We start from the raw sequence: 23,610 nt of genomic DNA, 5'->3' as shown, positions 1-23,610 counted from the left end.
CCCTTGCCGTCCTCTCCCTAACCCGCACATACTTTCGCAATTATCGAACAAACTGGTGACCCATGAAAATCGGCATCCTGCAAACCGGCCATGCGCCCGATGAAGTGAAAGGCGAACTGGGCGATTACGCCACCATGTTCGCCAAACTTCTCGAGGGGCATGGCTTTGATTTTGAAACCTTCAATGTCGTGGACAATGAATTCCCCGCCTCCGTGGACGCAGCCGATGGCTGGCTGATCACCGGGTCGAAACACGGGGTTTACGAAGACCATGACTGGATCGCGCCGCTGGAAAGCTTCATCCGCGATGTGAAAGCATCGGGTAAGCCGATGATCGGGGTTTGTTTTGGTCATCAGATCATCGCGCAGGCCCTCGGCGGCCGGGTGGAGAAATTCGACCACGGCTGGATCGCCGGACCGCAACGCTATCGTTTCGGTGATGACGAGGTGGTGCTGAACGCCTGGCATCAGGATCAGGTCATTACCGCACCGGAAGGGGCGCGGGTGCTGGCCTCGAATGACAGTTGCGCCAATGCGGCGCTGATCTATGGCGATAGTATCCTGACGGTACAGGCGCATCCGGAATTCACCACGCGCATGATGGAAGGGCTGCTTCAACACCGGGCGCCCGGCGTGCTGCCCGACCCCATGATCAAGCAGATTTCAGAACAATTGGATCAACCGCTGGACGATCACGGGCTGGCGCAAAAGATGGCCGCATTTTTCAAAGGAAAATCAGATGAATGACTTCATGGACAGCCTGCCCGAAGCCGCACAGGCCTATCTCGAAGACCGCCGTCTGGACGAGGTCGAATGCATAATCTCTGACCTGCCCGGGATTGCCCGTGGCAAGGCGGTGCCAGCTTCGAAATTCGCCAAGCAGGATTATTTCCACCTGCCCGATTCGATCTTTTTCCAGACCATCACTGGCGATTGGGGCGAAGCCGCAGGCGAAGAGGGGTTCATCGAACGCGACATGATCCTGAAACCGGACATGTCAACCGCCACTGCCGCGCCATGGACCGGCGACTGGACGCTGCAGGTGATCCACGACGCCTATGACCGCAAAAACGACGTGATCCCCTATGCGCCGCGCAACGTGCTGAAACGGGTGGTCGATCTGTATCACAAGCAGGGCTGGGACCCGGTGGTGGCCCCGGAGATGGAATTTTTCCTCGTTGCCAAGAATACCGATCCGGCCAAGAAAATCGAACCGATGATGGGCCGCTCCGGTCGCCCCGCCGCAGCACGGCAGGCCTATTCGATGACTGCTGTCGACGAATTCGGCCCAGTGATCGACGATATCTACGATTTCGCCGAAGCTCAGGGCTTCGAAATCGACGGCATCACCCAAGAAGGCGGCGCCGGTCAGTTGGAAATCAACTTGCGCCACGGCGATCCGGTGAAGCTGGCCGACGAGGTGTTTTTCTTCAAGCGGCTGATCCGCGAAGCTGCCCTGCGCCACGATTGTTTCGCCACCTTCATGGCGAAACCGATCGCAGACGAACCGGGCAGCGCCATGCATATCCACCATTCGGTAATTGACATGGAAACTGGCGAAAACCTGTTTTCAGGCCCCCAGGGCGGTGAGACGGACGCGTTTTTCCACTTTATCGGCGGGCTGCAAACCTATCTGCCTTCGGCCATAGCGGTGCTGGCACCCTATGTGAATTCCTATCGCCGCTACGTGCGTGATCACGCCGCCCCGATCAACCTGGCCTGGGGCCGCGACAACCGCACCACCGGCATCCGCATCCCGATTTCGGGACCGAGCGCACGACGGGTTGAAAACCGTCTGGCGGGGATGGATTGCAACCCCTATCTGGGCATCGCCGCATCGCTTGCCTGTGGCTATCTCGGACTGATGGAAGAGAAGCGGGCGGGGCCCAGTTTCAAGGGCGATGCCTATGAGGACGAAACCGATCTGCCGCGGGTTATGGGCGACGCACTGGACCTGTTCGAAAACGCCGAAGCGCTGCACGAGGTTCTGCATCCCGATTTTGCCCGGGTCTATTCGATCATCAAACGGACGGAGTATGAAGAATTCCTGCAGGTGATCAGCCCATGGGAACGTGAGCACCTGCTGCTGAACGTCTGAGACCCCGGCAAAACAGTGCCGCGCCTCGGGCGCGCTGCCCCCATCGTTGAAAGTTAAAGACGATTTCCAACGGTTCCCCCGGGATATTTGCGAAAAGAAGAAAAAGAGACCGTCCATGAACCTGCTATATTCGAATGACCAGAAGGGACAGTATCCGACCAGCTGGTACGCAGCGACCGCCCGGCCGCTGCCCCCTTGCGCCGAACTGAAGGGCGAGACCCGAGCCGATGTCTGTGTGGTCGGCGGTGGGTTTACCGGATTGTCAGCGGCGCTGCATCTGGCCGAGGCGGGTTTCGACGTGGTGCTACTGGAGGCGCACCGGGTCGGGTTTGGCGCTTCGGGGCGCAATGGCGGCCAGTTGGGCAGCGGCCAGCGCCGCGATCAGGAAGAGCTGGAAGCGATGCTGGGGCGCGATGCCGCGCATCGGTTATGGGATCTGGGCGAAGAGGCCAAGCAGTTGGTGCGCGATCTGGTGGCAAAACATGCGATTGACTGCGACCTGAAACCCGGCATCGCTTGGACCGGGTTCGGCAAGCGCGACACGACCCATCTGCATGATTATGCCGAAAAGCTACAGCGCGATTACGGCTATGACCAGATATCGGCCCTGTCGCCGCAGGAGTGGTCCGATATCTGCCCCTCGCCTGCCTATGACGGCGCGGTTCTGGACATGGGGGCGGGGCATCTGCATCCGCTGAATTTCGCGCTGGGGCTGGCCCGGGCAGCGATCGAGGCGGGGGTCCGGATTTACGAGCAGACCCCTGTGCATCATATCGAACAGGGGGCCAAGCCGGTGTTGCGGACCGAACATGGCCGGGTCAGCTGCGATCATGTGGTTCTGGCCTGCAATGGCTATCTGGGCGGATTGAACCGGAAAGTGGCGGCGCGGGTGATGCCGATCAACAATTTCGTGGTGGCGACGGAACCGTTGGGTGCCGAGGCAGCCAAGGTGCTGACCCGCGATATCGCGGTTTGCGACAGCAAATTCGTTGTGAATTATTACCGGATGTCGGCTGATGGGCGGCTGCTTTTCGGTGGCGGTGAAAGCTATGGCTACCGTTTCCCGCGCGACATCACCGCCACGGTGCGCAAACCGATGACTGAAATCTATCCGCATCTGAAGGATGTGCAGATCGATTACGCTTGGGGCGGCACCTTGGCGATCACGATGAAGCGGCTGCCCTTTGTGGCGCGGATTGCCCCCAATATTCTGAATGCGTCGGGCTATTCCGGCCATGGTCTGGGCACCGCCACCCATTGCGGCATGGTGATGGCAAAAGCGATCCAGGGTGATGCCGAAGGCTTCGACACCATGTCGGCGCTGCCGGTCCCGGCGTTCCCGGGCGGGCCTGCGTTCCGGTCGCCGCTGTTGGTGCTGGCAATGAGCTGGTACGCGATGCGCGACCGGCTGGGCCTGTAACCGCGCGGCGATGCTGCGCCCCGGGGGCAACATCTGACCGAAACTGTCGCGCAAGCATGGGTGTCATCGCAAATTCATTTTCTTTTCCCGCCCGCTAGTTTAATAATTCCTGAAAGAGAAATTCAGGAAAGCCGAAGACAATGAGTTTGCCGCCAAACGTTTATGACGCAGAACCAATCCCGTCCTCAGCTCGGGCTGAAATTGAACGCCTGCTGCAATCGGGCGACCTGTTTCGCTATACCGCGCCGGAAAACGCGCCGGTATCTCTGCTGGAACGCGATTTCGCCGACGCCTTGGGCAGCAAATACGCGCTGGCGGTGTCGTCCTGTTCGGCCGCTTTGTTCCTGTCGCTGAAATCGCTTGGCCTGCCGCGCGGTGCGCGGGTACTGATCCCGGCCTTTACCTTTGCCGCAGTGCCATCTTCGATCGTGCATGCCGATTGCGTTCCGGTGCTGGCCGAGGTGGGGGAAAATTACCGGCTCAACATCGCAGATTTCGATGCCAAGCTGGACGACACGATTAGCGCAGTCATGATCAGCCATATGCGCGGCCATACCTCGGACATGGATGCAATCACGGCGCTTTGCGAAGACCGCGGCGTGCCGATGATCGAGGATGCAGCGCATTCACTGGGCACCAAATGGCATGGCCGCAATATCGGCACCATCGGCAAGATCGGCTGTTTTTCCTTCCAGAGCTACAAACTGCTGAATGCAGGCGAAGGCGGCATTCTGATCACTGACGATGCTGATATTCTGGCCCAGGCGACGATCATGTCGGGCGCCTATGAACATAACTGGAAAAAGCATCTGGCGCGCAACGAAGAAGACGCCGCTGAATTGCAGGCGGCCTTTGCCCGTTGGCAAAACAAGCTGCCCCTGTACAATCTGCGGCTGGGCAACCTGTCCGCGGCCATCGTGCGATCACAACTGGCCGAGGTGCCGCGCCGGGTGACTGATGGCCGTCGCAATCATGATTACGTCACCGAAAAGCTGAACCTGTCGCCCTGGATCGAGGTGCCCGAGAAACTGGGCCCGGAAGAACGGGCCCCGGATTCGATTCAGTTCAATCTGGTCGGCATGGGCGAAAACGAGGTGCGGGCATTTCAGGATGCCTCGGCTGCGCGCGGTGTGAAAGTGCAGGTTTTCGGGCTGAGTACCGATAATGCGCGCGCCTTCTGGAACTGGGAATTCCTTGGCAAGGCCCCCTCGCTGCCGCAGACTAAGGCAATGCTGATGAAAGCCTGCGATGCGCGGCTGCCAGCCCGGCTGACGCTACCGGAACTGGACGTGATCGCCGAAGCGCTGATCAAGGCGGCACAGGACGTGATGGGCAATACCCGCGCGTTCGGAACCTGAAGGTGCCTCCGGCGGGAATATTTGCGGAACGATGAAAGCGCCCCCTGTTTCCATCGTTCTACAATTACTCAAAATCGACCCGCGCCGGAAAGATCGCGGGTTGCGGGGAAAAAACGACTCGTACGCCGTCAGAGAATTTCCAAAACGCCGGCCATGAACGGATAGGCCCGCGCCGCAGGTTCGACCACGTGTCGTTGCAGCACCGGTTTCAGTTCTTCGGCCACCCGCTCGGGCATATCCTGCAAGGTCCCCTTGCGCGCGACCAGCGAAATCCGCCGCGACAACGGTTCGAACGGCAGTTCGAAAACATCGAGCTGATCGGCAAAACGCCGCGCACGCATCAGTGCCAGAGGTGTCAGGATGGTCCAGCCGGCCCCCTGCCCGACCAGCGCCAGAATGGCGTGATAACTGTCCAGTTCAAACCGATGCGCCAGGGTCAGATTTTGCCGCGCGAGATGCGACGACAACATCCGCCCCATATGGTGACGCGTGGTATAATGCACCAGCGGCAGCGCCTGTAGCTGCGGCAACAGAGGTTGCGCCCGGTCGACCGCGCCCTTCTGAGCGGCAACCACGAAACCTTCGGACAAAAGTGGGTGCACTTCCATCCATTCGGCTTCACCGCCCATATCGGCGGCGACGATCACGTCAAGCGCGCGCGCGTCGAGCTGATCGTAGAGCGAATGGCTGGCCCCGGTTTCCAGAAGAAACTGGCAGCCCTTCATTTCCCCGGCCAGCCGGGTCAGCAGCCGCGGTGTGATTTCGGTTTCGAAATCTTCGATCATGCCGAGCCGGAAACGGGTCAGTGCCGACATGTCGGCCATCGCCAGTTCGGCCCGCGCCAGGGCCGCTTCGTTCAGGATATTGCCTGCCCGGCGGCGAAAGATTTCACCTGCCGGGGTCAGGGCAACGGGCCGGGTGTTGCGGTTGAGAAGAGTGGCGCCAATCGCCGCTTCGAGATTGGTCAGTTGCTGGCTGACCGCCGAAGCGCTGGCCCCCAGACGGCGCGCGGCAGCGGAAATGCTGCCTTCTTCCGCTGTCGCGACGAACACTTCGACGCCCCAGAGCGTGATTCGGCCGGGGCTGTCCACCATCTGGCTACTTGCTCATTTTGGTCAGTTTGTCCTGCAGCTCGCTCAGCTGCTTCTTGATGACGTCAAGGTCTTCTTCCTCTTCATCCGCCGCCCCGGTGGCTTTGGTTTCTTCGCGCTCGGGACCGCTCCAGACCCCGGCAAGCCCGCCTGTCATCGCCTTGAGGAAGGCCTCTTGCTGCGCCTGCAATGCCTCAAATCCGGGCATGGTGGGGATCGGGTTGGCCTTGGCCATGTTTTCGACCATCTTGGATTGACCATCGCGCAGCATGTCAAAAGACATTTGCAGAAATTGCGGCACCATCGAACCGGTTTGATTGGAATAGGTGCGCACCAGATCGGACAATACGTTGACCGGCAGGACGTTTTCGCCACGGCTTTCGTGTTCCGCGATGATCTGCAGCAAATATTGCCGGGTCAGGTCGTCGCCAGATTTCAGATCAACGATCTGCACCTCGCGGCCATCGCGAATAAATCCGGCGATATCTTCCAGTGTCACATAGTCACTGGTTTCGGTATTGTACAAACGACGGCTTGCATAACGCTTTATAAGCAGAGGTTTTTTTTCGTCGGCCATGGGTGGTCCTCCCAAAATGCGGCATTACCGAAAAAGCTTATGCTAGCGCAGAAAAAAAAGAAAGGGCGGGCTTTTACAAGCCCGCCCAACGCTACGCATCAAATTGGGAGGAGAGGATGCGGCGAATTCTTGTCGCTTACTTCGCTGCGGCTTTCTTGGCGGCAGTGGTCGCGTCTTTGGCAGCTTTTTGAACAGCCGACGATGCTTCTGCGGTCATGTCTTTGCCGGCAGCCATCATCAATTCGACGGTTTCGGTTTGCAGCTTTTTGGCGATTTCAGCAAAGGCGGCCATGTTTTCGGCGGCGGTTTCAGCCGAGGCAGAAGCAAAATCGCTCAGTGCTTTGGCGTAATCGGCCGGCTCGTCTTTGACCTTGGTGAACTCGCCCAGTTTGGCCAGAGTGTCTTTGGTCCACTTGCTCGACAGTTCCGACGACTTTTCAGCAGCCGACAGAGCAGCCGTGCTCAGCTTTTCGTTCAGCGCGGCCTGGGTTTTGAACGCGTCTTCAACCGATTTGGTGTCGACGGGGAATGCGCCCATCATGTCTTTCATGACGGCGGTGAAATCTTGAGTATTTGCCATTGGTCTAAAATCCTTTTCTATGCATCCGGGCCCACCCCGGCGTTTCTGCATCTGCAAACAATATGCATGCTGCAGCGCAGAAAATCAAGTGATTTGCTGCACTGCAGAAAGAATTTTAGGTTGTACTGAAATTTCAGTGACTTGCCTTAACGGCAACATAGGTTCCCGGGGCCGGAGCAAGCGGCGGATAGCTCGAATCACCCGGTTCCCGTGCCGGCACCATTTTACCCGACCGCTTGCTCAGCCATGCTTCCCAGCGCGGCCACCAGCTTCCGTCGTGATGGGTTGCCCCGGCCATCCAGTCCTCGGCGTCCAGACTGAGGTCTTCATTGGTGTAATGGCCGTATTTATTCTTTGATGGCGGATTGACGATCCCGGCAACATGACCCGATTCCGACACAATGAAAGTCCGGTTCTTCGAGCCGGTCTGCTGAAAGCCGCGATAACAGTCCTTCCAGCGCGCGATATGGTCGTTCTGGCAGGTCACCGACATGATCGGCACGTCGACATCGCGCACATGCAGGGTTTCACCCAGCAATTCGATCCCGTCGGTGACAAATTCGTTCCGCTGGCACAAGCCTCGAAGATATTGCATCACCATCTTGCCCGGTAGGTTGGCGGCATCGCCATTCCAATAGAGCAAGTCGAAGGCAGGCGGCGCTTCGCCCAGCATATAACTGCGGATCGCCGGGCTGTAGATCAGATCGTTAGAGCGCAGGAAACTCATCGTTCGCCCCATGATGAAACCGCGCAGGATGCCCTGGCGTTCGACTTCAACTTCGATCCCGTCGATGAAATCGTTTTGCAGGAAGGGGGTGAATTCGCCCTGATCGCTGAAATCGGCAAGGGCGGTAAAGAAGGTGGCGGACTTGATCGATTTATCGCCGCGCTTTTTCAGCAATGACAGCACCATATGTAAGGTGGTCCCGGCAATACAGTATCCGACCGCATTGACCTTGCTTTCACCGGTTATGTCCTTGGCGACACGGATCGCTTCGAGGAAACCCTCTTCGATATATTCTTCCATCCCGATATCGCGGTAGCTGGTGTCGGGGTTGACCCAGCTGACCACGAACAACGTATACCCTTGTTCGGTGATCCATTTGATCAGGCTGTTCTGCGCCTTCAGGTCAAGGATATAGAATTTGTTGATCCACGGCGGAAAGATCACGAGCGGCGTGGCATGGACCTCTTCTGTGGTCGGGGCGTATTGGATCAGTTCGATCATCCGGTTGCGGAAAACCACCTCGCCCGGTGTTGTCGCGATATTGCGGCCCAATTCGAAGGCTTTGTCATCGGCCAGCCGGACCAGCATTTCACCTTTGTTGGCCTCCAGGTCTGCAACAAGGTTTTCCAGCCCCTGCACCAGGCTTTCGCCTTCGGTTTCGACCGCGCGTTCCAGCGCATCCGGGTTGGTGCCCAGAAAATTGGTCGGCGCCATCATGTCGGTGATCTGCTGAGCGAAATAATTCAGCCGTTTGCGTTCAGTTTCGTCGAGATCCGGCAAATCGCTGACCGCGTTGCGCACCGCTTCGGCGTTGCGCATGTATTGTTGTTTGACGAAGTTGAAATAGGGATGGGTTTTCCACAAAGGATTGGAGAAACGCCGGTCGTCGCTGGTCTCGTCCGGCGGAGCCTGCAAGGTGCCCTTGGCCAGCGCCTGCTGCGCCTCAATATAGTGTTTGACCGACTTGCCCCAATATTCCAGCTGATTCTCGAAAAGCTTGGCCGGGTTCTGCAACATTTCGGCCCAATAGCTGGTCGCTGCGTTCAGAAACAGATCCTGATCCGGCGAATTTAGAGTCGGATTCGCAGGGTTGCGTTGGGACACTGCATTGATAAAACGCTTGGAAAGCTCTTCAACCTTGGCCAGGTTGGCATTCAGCTTTTCCAGATTTTGCCCTGCGGCATCCTCTTTAGTTGTCATATTAATAAATCCCCCCTATCATCGCTGCTGTGCAGCAATTTGTATTCGGTGCCTCGTTGTCGCCAAAGCAGCAGGGCTTCACGACTACATCGACCGGATATAGCACCGGAGCAAAAAGGAAACACGCATGCGCTACATGGCCACGTACGATTTCATGGAAACGTTCCGTAATACGAACCAATGGTTGGGTGCCTCCGCCCTATCGCTTGCATCCTATCCGGTTTTTTCGATGGTGCCAAACCCTGCGTTGCAGTGGGTGGCTGCTTGGGGCGAAGTAACAGAACGGACGTTCCAGCGCATGGCGGTGAAGCCGAGCTGGGGTATCCGGTCGATGACCTGTGCAGACGGCAGGGACCATCTGGTCGAGAAGGAAGTGGTGGTCGAAGGCGACTTCGGCGACCTGCTGCATTTCAAGGTTCTGGGTCGCGAAACCAAGCCGCGCAAGGTGCTGCTGGTTGCCCCGATGTCCGGACATTATGCGACCCTGCTGCGGTCTACGGTGGTTAGCTTGCTGCCGGATTGCGAACTTTACGTGACCGATTGGCACAATGCCCGGGATATCCCGGTTTCTGCCGGAAAGTTCGATGTCGAAGATTACACGCTCTATCTGGTCGATTTCATGCGCCATCTGGGCCCCGATACCCATGTGATCGCGGTTTGCCAACCGGCACCTCTGACGCTGGCTGCCACCGCCTATCTGGCGGGCGAAGAACCAAAGGCACAGCCGCGGTCGCTGACCCTGATCGGTGGCCCGATCGACCCCGACGCCACGCCAACCGATGTGACCGATTTCGGCAATCGCGTCACCATGGGTCAGTTGGAAGAAGCAATGATCCAGCGGGTCGGTTTCAAATACAAAGGTGTGGGCCGGCTGGTCTATCCCGGGCTGCTGCAACTGGCGTCTTTCATGTCGATGAATGCCGACCGTCACGGTCAGGCGTTTAGCGATCAGATCAACCGCGCGATGAAGGGCGAATCGTCAGATCACGACGCTCATAACCGGTTCTATGATGAATATCTGGCGGTCATGGATATGACCGCCGAATTCTACCTGTCGACGGTGGAACGGATTTTCAAGAATGGTGAGATCGCCAAGAACGAATTCATCGTGAACGGCAAACATGTCGATATCGGCAAAATCACCACGGTCGCGGTGAAGACGGTCGAAGGCGCGAATGACGATATTTCCGCCCCCGGCCAGTGTATCGCGGCGCTGGACCTGTGCACCGGCCTGCCCGATTCCAAGAAGGCCAGCCATGTCGAGCCAGGCGCGGGCCATTACGGCATCTTCGCCGGCAAAAGCTGGCGCAACAACATCCGCCCGCTGGTGCTGGACTTCATCGACGCCAATAGCGGCGACAACAAAGCGAAACCTGCGAATAAAAACGCAGCAGCCCGCTGATCTGAACGATCAACAGGCGCAAAAACGGCGGGAGGCCCACCCTTCCGCCGTTTTATGTTGCTTTGGGTCAGGCAATGCCCTGATCATTTCTTGTTCTTTGCGAACCACCAGCGGCGCAACGCCTGCCAGACCGGCACGACGTCCAATGCCGCGACAGTAACGCCAAGCGGAAACATCCAGAACCCGATCACCGGCAGGAACCCGAACACCCCCGCCACCATCAGAACCAGCCCGGCCAACAGCCGCAGACCCGGCGGGATATGACGGCGGGTCCAGTCCTGCACTTGCGCAAGACGGCGCTTCAGGATTGTTTTTTTATCTCCGCTCATGCCCGCAAAACGAGCGGCTGCGCCATCCAGGCGCGCAGCGCATCGGTGACCGCCCGTGGCTGTTCCAGGGTCGGCAAATGCCCGGCCCCGGGGATGATATTCAGTTCCGCATAGGGAATCAGCTCAGCCATGAAGCGATGCCGCTTGACCGGCGTCAGCCCGTCCTCTTCACCGCAAAGCACCAGCGCGGGGCATTTGCATTTGCGCAAGGTCGGTTGCTGATCGCGGCGGCGTTGTACTGCCCGGATCTGCTGTACAAACAGATCGGGGCCGAAATCCCCGGCCATTTCGAAAAACGCGTTCAGCACCGCGATCCGCCCGGGCCCGGCGGCCAGAAAATCAGGTTTCATGAAATCGCGCAGCGCTTGCGGTAACTGTCCCGAGCGTGCCTTGGTGATGAACGGTTCATACGCGGTCGAAGATTGCGGTGTTTCCGCCAGCGCATTGGTATCCATCAGTGCGATCCGACTGATCCGGTCAGGCGCGCGGCGCAGGATCTCCATCGCCACGATGCCGCCCATGGAAAGCCCGGCCAAAGCAAACTTCGCGGGCAAGGCATCCAGCAAACCCGACGCGATTTCCTCGATCGTTTCACCTTGAGTGATCGGGGCCACCGAAACCACCATTTCGCGGCTGAGTTCGGCCAGTTGCGGCGCGAAAAGGCGCGCGTCGCACATCATTCCGGGAAGGAATACCAAAGGCTCTGCCATCTGCTGCTCCGCTCTAGACCTCGTTAGGCAGAATCGGGCGCATATGGGCGCCTGTCAATCATTTCCCGCCATACCCCAGCCAACGAAAGGCACCATCGTCGCGTAACGGTGAAAACGGGTTATGGGCGATTTCCCAGACATGGCCGTCGGGGTCGGAGAAATAGGCGATGTAACCGCCCCAGAACACATCATGCGGATCTTTCAGAATACGTGCCCCGGCGGCGCGCGCCGCCTTGACCACCGCATCGACCGACGCTTTGTCGTGCTGATTGCAGGCCAACGTCATCGCGCCGGTGCCCAGGTCTTCGGGTTTCAGCCCCATATCGCGCGCCAGATCGGATTTCGGATAAAGCCCCAGCGATTGCCCCAACAGATCATAAACGATGATGCCGTCAGGCGTGTCCTGCCGCTGCCAGCCCAGCGCATCGTAGAACGCAGCAGACCGATCCGGGTCATCGACCGCAAGGGTGATCAGGGAAATGCGCTGGTCCATGAAAAGGCTCCGTTCAGGTTAAGGTATGCGTGTTCACACCCAAAAGCATATCAAGCCTTGGCCCGTGCCAGAACCTTTTCCACCGACTTTTCGATCAGGGTCAGGCAATCAGGATCGGAAAACCGGTGATCAGCACCCTTGACCAGGGTCAGACGAATATCATCGCCCTCGGCATGATCGAGCAACCGCACAGCCGTTTCGGTCGGCACTGAGGTGTCTTCGGTGCCCTGCAAGAACCGCACCGGGAAATTCATCCGCAACGGTTCGCGCAGCACCAAACGGTCGCGACCTTCTTCGATCAGCCGTTTCGAGATGATGTAATCTTCGTCATAATCCGATGGCATCCGGACAAAGCCCTGACTGTTCAGTTCGGACTTTTGGGCGTCGGTGAAACTGGCCCAATAGCCGTCTTCGGTGAAATCTGGGGCCGCGGCGATTGTGACCATGCCGGCGATCCGGTCAGGAATGGCACGGGCCAACAGCAGCGCCTGCCAACCGCCCATCGAACTGCCCACCACCACGATGGGGCCTTCGGTCAGTTGCTCTACCACAGCCAAGGTGTCTTCGTGCCAATCACCGATACTACCATCGGCAAATTCGCCCGAACTACGGCCATGACCGGAATAGTCAAAGCGGATATAGGCCTGACCGCGCGCCTTTGCCCAGGCCTCCAGATGCACCGCCTTGGTGCCTTCCATGTCTGATTTCAGCCCGGAACAAAAGATCACGACGGGCCCCTGCCCGTCGGTTTTCTCGTAGGCAATCCGGCGGCCCTGCGCCGTGGTGATAAAGCTTGCGTCGCTCATCGGGTCCCTCCTGTTTGGCCGCGACTGTGCCGCAATGGCGCAGCAGGGGAAAGCCCCCAAGCACAGCCTGACGCGGTTTCGAGACCGGGATTTGCCGTAACGTCACCACGCGAAACTCTTGCCTGACGGAGCTTCCGAAATGTAACTCTAATAATTAGAGTTGCAATGGAGTCCCAGATGAAACTAGACGATCATCCCACCGTCCAACGCGTCCGCGCCAAGGCGCCGGTGGCCAAATCCGACGCGCCGCTGTCGGCGGACTGGTTGAAACAACTGGCGCTGCGCCATGGCGCTGGCGATGTCGGCCTGGTCGAGGTCGACCGCCCCGGACTGGCTGATCAGCGCAGCTATATCCGCGATGTTTTTCCAGAAACGAAAATGGTGATGGCGATCTGTTCACGGATGAACCGCGAACCGGTCCGGTCCCCGGTCCGGTCGGTGGCAAACCAGGAATTCCACACCGTCTATGACGATGTGAACGACACCGCCCGCGCCATTGTCACCGAACTGTCGGATATGGGCATTCCTGCCTGCAACGCGGTCGCCGCCTTTCCGATGGAGGCGCAATTGCCCGGCCGCACATGGACGGTGGCGCATAAGCCGATCGCGGTCGAAGCGGGATTGGGCAAAATGGGGGTCCATCGCAGTGTAATCCACCCCAAATTCGGGTCTTTCATCCTGCTTGATACAGTATTGATCGGGGTCGAGGCCGATGCCTATGATCAACCGCTGGATTACAATCCCTGCCTGGGCTGCAAATTGTGCGTGGCGGCCTGCCCGGTGGGGGCGCTGAAGCCCGATGAAAGCTTCGACTTCTTGACCTGTTTCACTCACAACTACCGGGATTTTCTGGGAAACTTTAACGATTTCGTCGATGCGGTCGTGGAATCGAAGGATATGAACGCTTATCGCAAACGGTTTTCAGATCAGGAATCCACGTCGCTGTGGCAATCGCTGTCGTTCAAACCGGGGTACAAGGCGGCCTATTGCCTTGCGGTCTGTCCGGCGGGCGAAGATGTGATCAATCCGTTCCTCGAAGACCGGCCCGGCTATGTCGAAAGGGTCGTCAAACCATTTCAAGACAAGGAAGAAACGCTTTACGTACTGCCCGGATCGGATGCTGAAAGCTTTGCCAGGAACCGCTATCCGCACAAAGACATCAAACGGGTTCGGCGTGGGGTTCTGACCCGGTCGGTGGCGGCATTCATTGCGCAGCTGCCATTGGCGTTTCAGCGCGGTCGGTCAAAGGGGCTGAACTCCACCTATCACTGGACCTTCACCGGCATAGAAAACATCGAGGTGACGATACGTATCGCGGACCGTAAATTGCAGGTCACGAAGGGCCATCATGGCGACCCCGACGTCAGGATCACGGCGGATGCGGAAACCTGGACGCGGGTAATCAACCGGCAATACAGTGTGATTAACGCGATTGTATTGCGGAAAATCCGGGTTAAAGGGGATATGAAACTGTTCCGGGCCTTCGGGCGCTGTTTTCCGGGGTGAGCATTAAGGGGCACAAGGGTGAAAGCGAAATCTTTTTCCGGTATGGCATGTTCGGTTGCGGGCGCGATTGAAGCGATTGTCGATCGCTGGGGCATCTTGATCCTGCGCGATCTGATGCTCGGCCTCAACCGCTACGATCAATTGCAGAAATCGAGCGGCATCCCGGCCCAGACGCTGGCCACCCGCCTGAAACAGCTCGAAGCGGCGGGGCTGATCAGAAAACACCGCTATCAGGAAAACCCGCCGCGCGACGAATACCGGCTAACCCAAAAGGGCGGCGATTTGTGGCCGGTGCTGGTCGCATTGCGCGAATGGGGCGACCGGTGGCAGGCGCATGGCGCGGACGGTCCACCACTGGACCTTGTTGACCGGGAAACCGGTCATCCGCTGGCCCTGAACCTGATCGACAGCGTGACCGGTGCCCCGGTCGGCCCCGAACAAGCCACCCCGCGCCCCGGCCCGGGGGCGGATGACGCGATGCGGTTCCGGTTGGGACTGGTCGATTAAGGCACCACTGAAATTTCGTTCTTGTAGCATCGCAGAGAAAAGCTCGACCGCGACTGGCGGATGCCCTTGATCTTATAAAGCCGTTCGCGCAGGAACCGTTCATAGCCGCGGGTCCCGCTGACCGCGAGCTTGGCGAAGATGTCGAAATCGCCGGTGGTCATCCGCACTTCCAACACTTCGGGCAACCGTGCCAGCGTTTCACAGACCGCTTCGACCTCGACCCCTTCGTTGCGTTCCATCGCCAATTCCAGCAACACCGTTTCGGGCACCCCAAGGACATCGTGATCAATGCGGGCCCCATAGCCCTTGATCGCGCCGGTTTTTTCCAGCCGCCGCAGCCGCTGCCAGCATTGGCTGGCCGACAGACCCACCTTTTCGGCCAGTTCCGCATTGGTCTGCCGTCCGTCGCGGGCCATTTCCCGCAGAATACGCAAATCGGACTCAGCCAGTTTCATCGCATCACCACAAAATTTTCATCCATATTATGTAACATATACAAAATTAGATTTTGATAATAGCGAACAGAGTCCCAATTTTCACAGATAATTTCGCCACACTGCGGTAAACTTCTTGCAGATTCAGAAATCATCAAAAATGTCTTTGGGAGGATCACATGGCGATTGGCAAGGGTAAGATCACAACCTGGTTCGAAGGCGACTGGCATGACGGGAACACGCCGATCATCGGCGCCGCCGATCACATTGCATGGCTTGGCAGTCAGGTTTTCGACGGCGCGCGCTGTTTCGAAGGCGTGATGCCCGATCTGGACCTGCATTGCGCCCGCCTGCCCCGTTCGGCGCAGGCGCTTGGCATGATCCCCAGCGTCAGCGGCGAAGAAATCGCCGCGCTGGTGCGCGAAAGGGTGAAGAAATTTCCCAAGGGGGCAGAGCTGTATATCCGTCCGATGATGTGGTCGTGCGATAGCGGGCCCGGTCTGATCGAACTCGCCCCCGACAGCACAAGTTTTGCGATCTGTATCGAAGAACTGGCCATGCCCTCGACCGAAGGGTTTTCGCTGACCGTCGCGCCCTATCGCCGACCACGCCAGGACATGGCGCTGACCGAGGCCAAGGCAGGATCGCTTTACGCCAATAACGGTCGCATCATGGTCTATGCCCGCCAGCATGGGTTTTCCAACGCACTATCGCTGGATATCGACGGCAACGTGGCCGAAACCGCATCGACCAACGTGTTCATGGTCCGCGATGGCGTGGTCTTCACGCCCGCCCCCACCGGCTGTTTTCTGAACGGGCTGACCCGGCAACGGGTGATTAAACTGCTGCGTGAAGACGGGGTGGAGGTGATCGAAACTACACTGAAGGTCGAAGATTTCCGCGCCGCCGAAGAGATTTTCGCCACTGGAAATATCGCCAAGGTGATGCCGGTGTCACGGCTGGACGATCGCGAATTGGGCATTGGCCCGGTGACACTGCGCGCCCGCGAACTGTATTGGGATTTCGCCCATAGCCCGGCGCAAAGCCAAAGCGCGGCCTGATCGGACAGGTTTCACGCTCACGGACCCGGGCAGGTTTTGCGCCTGCCCGGAACGCTATTCACGTCGAAATACCGACTGCCCGTTGACGATACTGCCTGTCGGACAGTTGGCGGCTCAGGAATGCAGCGACCTCTTTGCGCGAAATTTTCAGCGATAAACGCCGCTCGGTCGGTGGAAAACCTTCCTTGAAGACGCCCGAAGCCGGACCATCGGTAAAGGCGCTGGGGCGCACGATGGTCCAGTCCAAGCCGCTGGCCCGGACAAGCGTTTCCTGCAATTCGTGATCCTGAAAAACCGGTTTCAGCAGCATCCCGAACATGATCCGTTTCCAGAAAAAATTCAGATTGCTCCAGCTTTCATGCGCGCCGAGCGTTGATTGGCAGACCAGCCGACGGACCCCGTGTTCATGCATGGCCTGGATCACGTTCATCGTGCCGCGCGACCGGATCACGCTTTTGCGCGAGGTCCCGGCACCCAGCGTCACCACAACCGCATCATGTCCCTGTACCGCCTCCGACACCGCCTGCGGGTCTATTGCATCGCCTGCCAGCAACGTCAGCGCATCCGCCCGGGTGCCTAATTTTTCCGGCCAGCGTGCGAAGGCCGTCACTTCGTGCCCATCGGCCAGCATCTGTTTGACCGCCAAACGTCCAACAGTGCCGGTCGCCCCGAAGATAATCACTTTCATCTGTCTTTCCTTTCGTATGGTTTAAGTTTTCCGCAACTTGACACCGTGTCAAGTTGACATCGCAGTGCGTAAGGTTAGATTGACATCATGTCAAGACAAAGCTCACAGACCCGTACCCGCATACTCACCGCCGCCTGGCATCTTCTTGAATCCGGCGGCACCGTTCGAATGTCGGATATCGCCAAGCAGGCCGGGATCAGCCGTCAGGCGCTGTACCTGCATTTCCCCACACGGGCGGATTTGCTGATCGCCACCACCCGGCATCTGGATGAGGTCAAGGAGGTCGATACCCGGCTGGCGGCAAGCCGCGCCGCCGGATCGGGGCGCGAACGACTGGCGCTGTTCGTCGAGGCATGGGGCAACTACATCCCCGAAATCCATGGTGTCGCGTGCGCCCTGATGGCGATGCAGGACAGCGACGAGGAAGCGCGCAATGCGTGGGCCAACCGAATGCAGGCAGTGCGCGAAGGGTGCGAGGCTGCCGTCGAAATGATCGAAAACGACGGGCTGCTGGTGCCGGGCCTGAACCGCAAAACCGCCACCGACCTGATCTGGACCCTGCTGTCTGTGCGCAACTGGGAACAACTGCGGCAGGACTGCGGTTGGTCGCAGGACGACTATATCGCGGCGACCAAACGGCTGGCAGAACTGGCGATAGTCACGCCGGAACATTGAGCCGCGCTGTGTTCCCCAGCGCGCGGGGCTGCTTGACTTGCCTTTGCCGCGCCATCATTAAAGGCGCGAACACACATAACCCGCAACCGGGCGTTCCGTGGGCGCCAAACTGACGAGGAGGCCATGCAATGGCAGACGTCACCCTTACTTTCCCTGATGGCAATGCGCGCAAATTCGAGGCCGGGATCACCGCCGCCGAGGTCGCCGCCGACATTTCCAAATCCCTGTCGAAAAAGGCGATCAGCGCATCCGTGAATGGGCAGCATTGGGATTTGCAATGGCCGATCCTTGAAGATGCCAGCATCGCCATCAACACGATGCAGGACGACGCGCCGGCGTTGGAACTGATCCGTCACGACCTGGCCCATGTAATGGCCCGCGCGGTGCAGGACATCTGGCCCGATGTAAAAGTCACCATCGGCCCGGTCCGAGATTACGGCTGGTTTTACGATTTCGACCGTGAAGAACCGTTTACTCCCGAAGATCTGGGCCGGATCGAAGCGCGGATGAAGGAGATCATCAACGCCCGCGACGAAGTCAAGACCGAGGTCTGGGACCGCGCCCGCGCGATCGAGCATTATCGCGGCAGCCACGAGCCCTATAAGATCGAGCTGATCGACCGCATTCCCGAAGGCGAAGACCTGCGGATGTATTGGCATGGCGACTGGATGGACCTGTGCCGCGGCCCGCATTTGCAAAGCACCGGCCAACTGCCCGCCGACGGGTTCAAGCTGACCCATGTGGCCGGGGCCTATTGGCTGGGCGACAACACCCGCCCGATGTTGCAGCGGATTTATGGCGTCGCTTTCAAGGACCGCAAAGCGCTGAAGGCCCACATGAACATGCTGGAAGAGGCCGCCAAGCGCGACCACCGTAAGCTGGGCCGCGAAATGAACCTGTTCCACATGCAGGAAGAAGCCCCGGGCCAGATTTTCTGGCACCCGAATGGCTGGCGCATCTACACCACACTGCAGGATTACATGCGCCGCCAGCAGGAAAAGGGCGGCTATGTCGAGGTCAACACCCCGCAAGTGGTCGACCGCAAGCTGTGGGAAGCCAGCGGTCACTGGGAAAAGTACCAGGAGAACATGTTCATCGTCGAAGTGGACGAAGAACATGCCCGTGAAAAGGCAATCAACGCGCTGAAGCCGATGAACTGCCCTTGTCACGTGCAGATTTTCAATCAGGGTCTGAAATCCTACCGTGACCTGCCGCTGCGGATGGCCGAATTCGGATCGTGCAACCGGTATGAACCTTCGGGGGCGCTGCACGGGATCATGCGGGTGCGCGGCTTCACCCAGGATGATGCGCATATCTTCTGCGAAGAAGACCAGATCGCAGCGGAGACCGAGAAATTCATCGGATTTCTCAGCGAAATCTACCGCGACCTCGGCTTTCCCAGCTATAAGATCAAATTCTCTGACCGCCCCGACATGCGGGCTGGGTCGGACGAGATTTGGGACCGCGCCGAAGAGGCGTTGTTGACGGCCACGCGCAAGGTGACCAATGATATCGAACTGAATCCGGGCGAAGGCGCGTTTTACGGGCCCAAGCTGGAATTCGTGCTGACCGACGCAATCGGGCGCGATTGGCAATGCGGCACGCTGCAGGTTGATTTCGTGCTGCCCGACAGGCTGGACGCCAACTATATTGGCCGCGACGGGGTGAAGCACCGCCCAGTGATGCTGCACCGCGCGACGCTGGGCAGTTTCGAGCGGTTCATCGGCATCCTGATCGAAGAACATGCGGGCAAACTGCCGTTCTGGCTGGCGCCGCGGCAGGTGGTGGTTGCCTCGATCACTTCGGACGCGGATGATTACGTGCACAAAGTGGTCGCCCATCTGACCGCTGCCGGCATCCGCGCCGAGGCCGATATTCGCAACGAAAAGATCAACTACAAAGTCCGCGAACATTCGTTGGGCAAAGTGCCTGTGATTTTGGCCTGTGGTATGAAAGAGGTCGAGGAGAGCACCGTGTCGGTGCGCCGCCTGGGCGAGAAGCAAACCTCTGTTACAACTCTGGACGAGATCGTGAGCGCTTTGAAGATCGAAGCGACGCCACCCGATCTTCTGTAACAAAATCTGAAATAATGTGCGGCCCGCGACGGAAAACCCGCCGCGGGCCGTAACATTTCCGGGCTATCAGCCACAATTGCCAGTCTGCCAGTCACGCCGTCACACGCGGACGTGATACACACGCACGTGAGTGGTCTGTTACGTCTTCTATTCCCTACCTTTTGGTCATCGCCACGAAGCGATCTGAATAAAAAACCGAAAGGGAAGAGTAATGTCCAATACAATCAAGACCCTCGCCGTTGCAGGCGCCGTTGCTGCCGCGCTGTCCGCACACGCCACCACCGCCTCCGCCGACGAAATGGCAAAGGAAAAATGCTTTGGCGTGTCGCTGGCCGGCAAAAACGATTGCGCAGCCGGTGCCGGCACCACCTGCGCCGGCACCTCCAAGGTCGATTACCAGGGCAATTCCTGGTCGCTGGTCGATGCAGGCACCTGCATGGAAATCGAACTGCCCGCGATGGCCGACGGCACTGCGCGCAAAGGGTCGCTGGAAGCACTTGACCGCGACCTGCCGATGGACGGCTAACGCCCGGTTGGGACGGGGTTACCCCCGTCCCATCTTCAACTCAAAGGGGGGAATTCTGCGATGTTCGACCATGCCAACAGCCTGCCCGCCGCCCCGGGCGTCGGATACAAGCCGCAGCATTACAGTGACATTCTGGCCGATCCGGGATCGGTTGGCTGGCTGGAAATCCACGCCGAGAATTACATGGGCGACGGTGGCCGTCCGATCGCGCAACTGCGCCATCTGGCCGACCGTTTTCCGATCTCGGTGCACGGTGTCGGACTGTCTATCGGTGGCGAAGCACCGCTGAACGCCGATCATCTGGCCCGGCTGAAGCATCTTTGCGACTGGTTAAACCCGGCCAGTTTTTCCGAACATCTGGCCTGGTCGACCCATGACAGCGCCTTTCTGAACGATCTTTTGCCGCTGCCCTATACGCAGGCCACTTTGCAACGCGTCTGCAATCACATTGATCAGTTACAAGACGTGATCGGCCGGCGGATGCTGCTGGAAAACCCGTCTTCCTATCTGGCATTCGAGGCGTCAAGCTATGACGAGCCTTCCTTTTTGAAGGAAGTATCGGAACGTACCGGCTGCGGATTGCTGCTGGACGTCAACAACATCTTCGTTTCCGCCACCAACCTGAATTTTGATGCTTACGCCTATGCCGATGCTTTCGCGCTCGATCAGGTCGGAGAAATCCATCTGGGCGGGCATGACGAGGATCAGGACGACCACGGTGCGCCGTTGCTGATCGACAGCCACGGACGTGAAGTTGCCGATCCGGTCTGGACCCTGCTTGAGTATGTGCTCGACCGATCCGGCCCGCGCCCCACCCTGATCGAATGGGATACGGATGTGCCGGACTGGGCCATGCTGGCCGCCGAAGCGGACCGGGCAGCGGCTGCGCTGGACCGGGTGCCGGCATGAACCAGACAGTGTTCCGCACCGCCCTATTAGACCCTATGCAACCGGTTCCAACTGGGTTGACAGACGGCATGGGGCGCCCGGCGGGCAAACGGTTTTCGGTGTATCGCAACAATGTCACCGTGTCGTTGAAAGACGCGCTGGAAACAGGTTTTCCGGCCACGGCCCGGCTGTTGGGCGCGGATAATTTCGAAACGGTGTCGCAGGGATATCTGCGCAGCCATCCACCAAAATCACCCTGCATGATGTTTTTTGGGGACAATTTCGCCAGTTACATTGCCGCCATTCCAGCCTTGAAATCATTAGGATATTTGCCCGATATCGCGCGTTTGGAATATGCGATTCACCTGTCCTATCACGCTGCCGACGGCACCGCTCTTGACCCTGGCCGGCTGGCGGATATTGCGCCGCAAGCGCTGAACCGCGCCCGACTGAATTTTTCCCCTGCGGTGCAGCTGATCCGGTCCGACTGGCCAATTTGGGCGATCCGGGAAAAGGCGTTGAACGCCAACGCCCCAGCCCCGCCCGGCACCGCGCAGCCGGTTCTGATCACCCGGCCGCAATACGATCCGGTACTGCATCCGCTGACCCGAGAGACCGCAGAGTTAATCACTGCTTTGCAATCGGGTGCAACATTGGCCAAGGCAATGATCCGCGCGCCCGAGGCCGATCTGGGCCAGCTTCTAGCCCTGCTCCTGGCGCAGTCCGCGCTGACAGATATTGACGTGGAGGACCTACATGACCGCCCTTATCCAAATCTACCAAGCCATCGCTGAGCGGTTGAACCGCGCTGATTGGGTCCTGCCTACGCTGGCCCGGTTTCTGTTCGCCGCCTCGCTTCTGGGGTATTTCTGGGCCTCGGCGGCGACCAAGCTGGGCGATGGGGTTTTCGGGGTGTTCAGCCCTTCGACCGGAGCCTATGCGCAGATTTTTCCCAAAGCTTTCGAAGCGGTTGGCTATGATAGCGGCCAATTGGGCCTGTATCACTGGGCCGTGACGGTATCCGGAACCTGGGCCGAATTCCTGTTGCCCACGGTGATCGTGCTGGGCCTGTTCACCCGGCTGGCATCGCTGGGCATGATCGGGTTCATCGTGGTGCAATCATTGACCGATCTGTTTGGTCATGGCGGTATTCAGCATAGCGAAACGCTTGGCGCCTGGTTCGACCGGATGCCCGACGGGGTGATCCTGGATCAGCGCGGATTCTGGATGCTGGCGCTGATCGTGCTGGTGATGAAAGGGGCCGGTCCGCTGTCGCTGGACCGGCTGTTGCTCAGAAATGTGGCTTCGGTTCGTCCGGTTTCCCAGCCGCAATAGCCAACAAGCCACCGATCCCAACGAAACCGATCGGGAACATGGTGAATGCGTTGAAGCCAAAGGCATACATCATCCCCGCCGCCGATAGCAGCATCAGAACACCGCCCCACAGCGCCCTTGCCCGCGCCATCGCACCGCCGGCAATGGCCAGCAATGGCGCGGCGAAGCTGGAAATCCGGATCAGTTGAACATTTGAGACCTGTTCGAACATCCCCTCCACTTCGCCATAGCGGTCGATCACCTCGGTATAGCCGAAGCTGAAAAAGCCGACGATCATCCCGATGATCCCGCCGATCACACCCAGCATCAAAGCCGCATTGCGCATTTCTGGTCCTCCATTGGTCCGTCACAGCAAATAAGCATGTCTGATCTATTTGCCAAGCAACGCCGCCTGTACGTCCTTGCCCCAGCCCAGATGCAGCGCGCCCTGATCGTCGATGATCAGCGGTCGTTTCATCAGCGCCGGGTGATCGGTCAACAGCTCCAGCGCCGGGCGGGCACGCTCGGCTTCGTCCAGACCGCGCCATGTGGTCGACCGGGTGTTGACCAAAGCCGCACCAAATTGCGCATAGGCCGCGTCCCGCAGCGCCGAATCCAGTGGTGCAATCCGGATATCCACCAGTTCGGCCGCTGCCAGCGCCTTGGCCGCCTTGCGGCAGGTATCGCAGTTTTTAAGTCCGTAGATCTTCATTTATCACCTTCAAACCATCGTTTTTGCATCAATAACGCGCATATCGCTGCCAATCACCCCTGTTTTGCTTGATTTTTACATTCCCCCTGCAATGCTCGAAGCTGTGACATGGGCATAACGGATTTCGTTAAGGTTGTTTCAAATTCAATAAGACCGCCAGGCCAGTGTGACATGGGCCCCGCATTCACAGGGGGAAGAACGGCAAGAAGGAGACACGGAAATGCCGACGGGCACCGTGAAATGGTTCAATACCACCAAAGGTTATGGTTTCATCGCCCCCGATGACGGTGGCAAGGATGTATTTGTTCACATCTCGGCAGTGGAACGGTCAGGCCTGACCGGGCTGGCCGATGATCAGAAGGTCGAATTCGACCTGGCTGATGGCCGCGACGGCCGTCAGATGGCAGGCGACCTCAAACTGCTTTGATAAAATA

27 protein-coding genes are annotated in these 23,610 nt (G+C 58.7%); 15 read left to right on the top strand and 12 right to left on the bottom strand.

From position 1 onward, the window contains the following. Nucleotides 1-62: 62 nt before the first annotated feature. From VOI23_RS11510 to VOI23_RS11495, 4 genes are all read left to right on the top strand, one after another. Entirely contained in the window at nucleotides 63-746 is a 684-nt protein-coding gene (locus VOI23_RS11510; RefSeq protein WP_323784952.1) for a type 1 glutamine amidotransferase, read from the top strand. Then, nucleotides 739-2,097 (top strand): glutamine synthetase family protein, encoded by a 1,359-nt coding sequence (locus VOI23_RS11505; protein WP_323784951.1) that lies wholly within the window; start codon nucleotides 739-741, stop codon nucleotides 2,095-2,097. Before VOI23_RS11510 ends, VOI23_RS11505 begins: the two co-directional genes overlap by 8 nt. Nucleotides 2,098-2,212: 115 nt before the next feature. After that, a complete protein-coding gene (locus VOI23_RS11500; protein WP_323784950.1) occupies nucleotides 2,213-3,517 on the top strand; it encodes an FAD-binding oxidoreductase in 1,305 nt (434 codons plus the stop codon). A 140-nt stretch (nucleotides 3,518-3,657) separates the two neighbouring features. Further along, nucleotides 3,658-4,875, top strand: coding sequence for a DegT/DnrJ/EryC1/StrS family aminotransferase (locus tag VOI23_RS11495; RefSeq protein WP_323784949.1), 1,218 nt, complete (start codon nucleotides 3,658-3,660; stop codon nucleotides 4,873-4,875). Between the two features lie 128 nt (nucleotides 4,876-5,003). On the opposite strand, the gene VOI23_RS11490 is transcribed toward VOI23_RS11495, so the two are convergent. From VOI23_RS11490 to VOI23_RS11475, 4 genes are all read right to left on the bottom strand, one after another. Further along, nucleotides 5,004-5,969, bottom strand: a complete 966-nt coding sequence (locus tag VOI23_RS11490; RefSeq protein WP_323784948.1) for a LysR family transcriptional regulator — start codon at nucleotides 5,967-5,969, stop codon at nucleotides 5,004-5,006. A gap of 4 nt (nucleotides 5,970-5,973) precedes the next feature. After that, nucleotides 5,974-6,543, bottom strand: a complete 570-nt coding sequence (gene phaR / locus VOI23_RS11485; protein WP_323784947.1) for a polyhydroxyalkanoate synthesis repressor PhaR — start codon at nucleotides 6,541-6,543, stop codon at nucleotides 5,974-5,976. A gap of 136 nt (nucleotides 6,544-6,679) precedes the next feature. Further along, nucleotides 6,680-7,123 (bottom strand): phasin family protein, encoded by a 444-nt coding sequence (locus tag VOI23_RS11480; RefSeq protein WP_323784946.1) that lies wholly within the window; start codon nucleotides 7,121-7,123, stop codon nucleotides 6,680-6,682. 133 nt (nucleotides 7,124-7,256) lie between these two features. Continuing rightward, nucleotides 7,257-9,050 (bottom strand): class I poly(R)-hydroxyalkanoic acid synthase, encoded by a 1,794-nt coding sequence (locus tag VOI23_RS11475; protein WP_323784945.1) that lies wholly within the window; start codon nucleotides 9,048-9,050, stop codon nucleotides 7,257-7,259. Between the two features lie 127 nt (nucleotides 9,051-9,177). Between VOI23_RS11475 and phaZ the strand changes: the two genes are divergently transcribed. Continuing rightward, nucleotides 9,178-10,452 (top strand): polyhydroxyalkanoate depolymerase, encoded by a 1,275-nt coding sequence (gene phaZ / locus VOI23_RS11470; RefSeq protein ID WP_323784944.1) that lies wholly within the window; start codon nucleotides 9,178-9,180, stop codon nucleotides 10,450-10,452. A gap of 83 nt (nucleotides 10,453-10,535) precedes the next feature. Here phaZ and VOI23_RS11465 read toward each other — a convergent pair whose 3' ends face one another. Genes VOI23_RS11465 through VOI23_RS11450 form a run of 4 tightly spaced genes read right to left on the bottom strand, consistent with a single transcriptional unit; the run spans nucleotide 10,536 to nucleotide 12,790 of the window. Next, entirely contained in the window at nucleotides 10,536-10,781 is a 246-nt protein-coding gene (locus VOI23_RS11465; protein ID WP_323784943.1) for a hypothetical protein, read from the bottom strand. Continuing rightward, nucleotides 10,778-11,491: an alpha/beta fold hydrolase gene (locus VOI23_RS11460; RefSeq protein ID WP_323784942.1), complete on the bottom strand. Its 714-nt coding sequence runs from the start codon at nucleotides 11,489-11,491 to the stop codon at nucleotides 10,778-10,780. Before VOI23_RS11460 ends, VOI23_RS11465 begins: the two co-directional genes overlap by 4 nt. Nucleotides 11,492-11,549: 58 nt before the next feature. Next, nucleotides 11,550-11,984: a VOC family protein gene (locus tag VOI23_RS11455; protein WP_323784941.1), complete on the bottom strand. Its 435-nt coding sequence runs from the start codon at nucleotides 11,982-11,984 to the stop codon at nucleotides 11,550-11,552. A gap of 50 nt (nucleotides 11,985-12,034) precedes the next feature. After that, complete coding sequence (locus VOI23_RS11450) at nucleotides 12,035-12,790, bottom strand: alpha/beta hydrolase (protein ID WP_323784939.1); 756 nt, start codon at nucleotides 12,788-12,790, stop codon at nucleotides 12,035-12,037. Between the two features lie 177 nt (nucleotides 12,791-12,967). Here VOI23_RS11450 and VOI23_RS11445 point away from each other — a divergent pair, with 177 nt between their 5' ends. After that, complete coding sequence (locus VOI23_RS11445) at nucleotides 12,968-14,296, top strand: SCP2 sterol-binding domain-containing protein (RefSeq protein WP_323784938.1); 1,329 nt, start codon at nucleotides 12,968-12,970, stop codon at nucleotides 14,294-14,296. Nucleotides 14,297-14,314: 18 nt separating this feature from the next. After that, a complete protein-coding gene (locus VOI23_RS11440; protein WP_323784937.1) occupies nucleotides 14,315-14,803 on the top strand; it encodes a helix-turn-helix domain-containing protein in 489 nt (162 codons plus the stop codon). On the opposite strand, the gene VOI23_RS11435 is transcribed toward VOI23_RS11440, so the two are convergent. Further along, entirely contained in the window at nucleotides 14,800-15,258 is a 459-nt protein-coding gene (locus VOI23_RS11435) for an Lrp/AsnC family transcriptional regulator (protein WP_323784935.1), read from the bottom strand. The two genes, VOI23_RS11440 and VOI23_RS11435, sit on opposite strands and share 4 nt — an antisense overlap. A 158-nt stretch (nucleotides 15,259-15,416) precedes the next feature. Between VOI23_RS11435 and VOI23_RS11430 the strand changes: the two genes are divergently transcribed. Then, entirely contained in the window at nucleotides 15,417-16,298 is an 882-nt protein-coding gene (locus tag VOI23_RS11430; RefSeq protein ID WP_323784934.1) for a branched-chain amino acid aminotransferase, read from the top strand. Nucleotides 16,299-16,356: 58 nt separating this feature from the next. Here VOI23_RS11430 and VOI23_RS11425 read toward each other — a convergent pair whose 3' ends face one another. Further along, nucleotides 16,357-16,986 (bottom strand): NAD(P)-binding oxidoreductase, encoded by a 630-nt coding sequence (locus VOI23_RS11425; protein WP_323784932.1) that lies wholly within the window; start codon nucleotides 16,984-16,986, stop codon nucleotides 16,357-16,359. Between the two features lie 87 nt (nucleotides 16,987-17,073). Between VOI23_RS11425 and VOI23_RS11420 the strand changes: the two genes are divergently transcribed. The 6 genes from VOI23_RS11420 to VOI23_RS11395 all read left to right on the top strand — a co-directional run bounded on the left by VOI23_RS11420 (nucleotide 17,074) and on the right by VOI23_RS11395 (nucleotide 22,485). Then, nucleotides 17,074-17,661 (top strand): TetR/AcrR family transcriptional regulator, encoded by a 588-nt coding sequence (locus VOI23_RS11420; protein ID WP_323784931.1) that lies wholly within the window; start codon nucleotides 17,074-17,076, stop codon nucleotides 17,659-17,661. Nucleotides 17,662-17,789: 128 nt separating this feature from the next. Then, on the top strand, nucleotides 17,790-19,736 hold the full coding sequence (gene thrS / locus VOI23_RS11415) for a threonine--tRNA ligase (protein ID WP_323784930.1): 1,947 nt from the start codon (nucleotides 17,790-17,792) through the stop codon (nucleotides 19,734-19,736). A 211-nt stretch (nucleotides 19,737-19,947) separates the two neighbouring features. Continuing rightward, nucleotides 19,948-20,262 carry a DUF2282 domain-containing protein gene (locus VOI23_RS11410; protein WP_323784928.1) on the top strand — a complete coding sequence of 105 codons (315 nt, stop codon included), beginning with the start codon at nucleotides 19,948-19,950 and terminating at the stop codon, nucleotides 20,260-20,262. A 60-nt stretch (nucleotides 20,263-20,322) separates the two neighbouring features. Continuing rightward, nucleotides 20,323-21,171 (top strand): DUF692 domain-containing protein, encoded by an 849-nt coding sequence (locus VOI23_RS11405; RefSeq protein ID WP_323784927.1) that lies wholly within the window; start codon nucleotides 20,323-20,325, stop codon nucleotides 21,169-21,171. After that, on the top strand, nucleotides 21,168-21,944 hold the full coding sequence (locus VOI23_RS11400) for a DNA-binding domain-containing protein (protein ID WP_323784926.1): 777 nt from the start codon (nucleotides 21,168-21,170) through the stop codon (nucleotides 21,942-21,944). Before VOI23_RS11405 ends, VOI23_RS11400 begins: the two co-directional genes overlap by 4 nt. After that, nucleotides 21,907-22,485 carry a DoxX family protein gene (locus tag VOI23_RS11395; protein WP_323784925.1) on the top strand — a complete coding sequence of 193 codons (579 nt, stop codon included), beginning with the start codon at nucleotides 21,907-21,909 and terminating at the stop codon, nucleotides 22,483-22,485. The genes VOI23_RS11400 and VOI23_RS11395 overlap by 38 nt, the downstream gene beginning before the upstream one ends. Here VOI23_RS11395 and VOI23_RS11390 read toward each other — a convergent pair. Together VOI23_RS11390 and VOI23_RS11385 are read right to left on the bottom strand one after the other, a co-directional pair. Continuing rightward, a complete protein-coding gene (locus tag VOI23_RS11390; protein ID WP_323784924.1) occupies nucleotides 22,442-22,810 on the bottom strand; it encodes a hypothetical protein in 369 nt (122 codons plus the stop codon). The genes VOI23_RS11395 and VOI23_RS11390 overlap by 44 nt on opposite strands. A 45-nt stretch (nucleotides 22,811-22,855) precedes the next feature. Next, entirely contained in the window at nucleotides 22,856-23,176 is a 321-nt protein-coding gene (locus VOI23_RS11385; RefSeq protein WP_323784923.1) for an arsenate reductase family protein, read from the bottom strand. A gap of 220 nt (nucleotides 23,177-23,396) precedes the next feature. On the opposite strand from VOI23_RS11385, the gene VOI23_RS11380 reads away from it, so the two are divergent. Further along, a complete protein-coding gene (locus VOI23_RS11380) occupies nucleotides 23,397-23,603 on the top strand; it encodes a cold-shock protein (protein WP_323784922.1) in 207 nt (68 codons plus the stop codon). Nucleotides 23,604-23,610: the final 7 nt, after the last annotated feature.

This window comes from Thalassovita sp., assembly GCF_034670005.1.
GTDB lineage: Bacteria > Pseudomonadota > Alphaproteobacteria > Rhodobacterales > Rhodobacteraceae > Thalassobius.
Note: the sequence above shows the minus strand (reverse complement) of the source record. Positions and strands in the feature narration are given on the sequence as shown.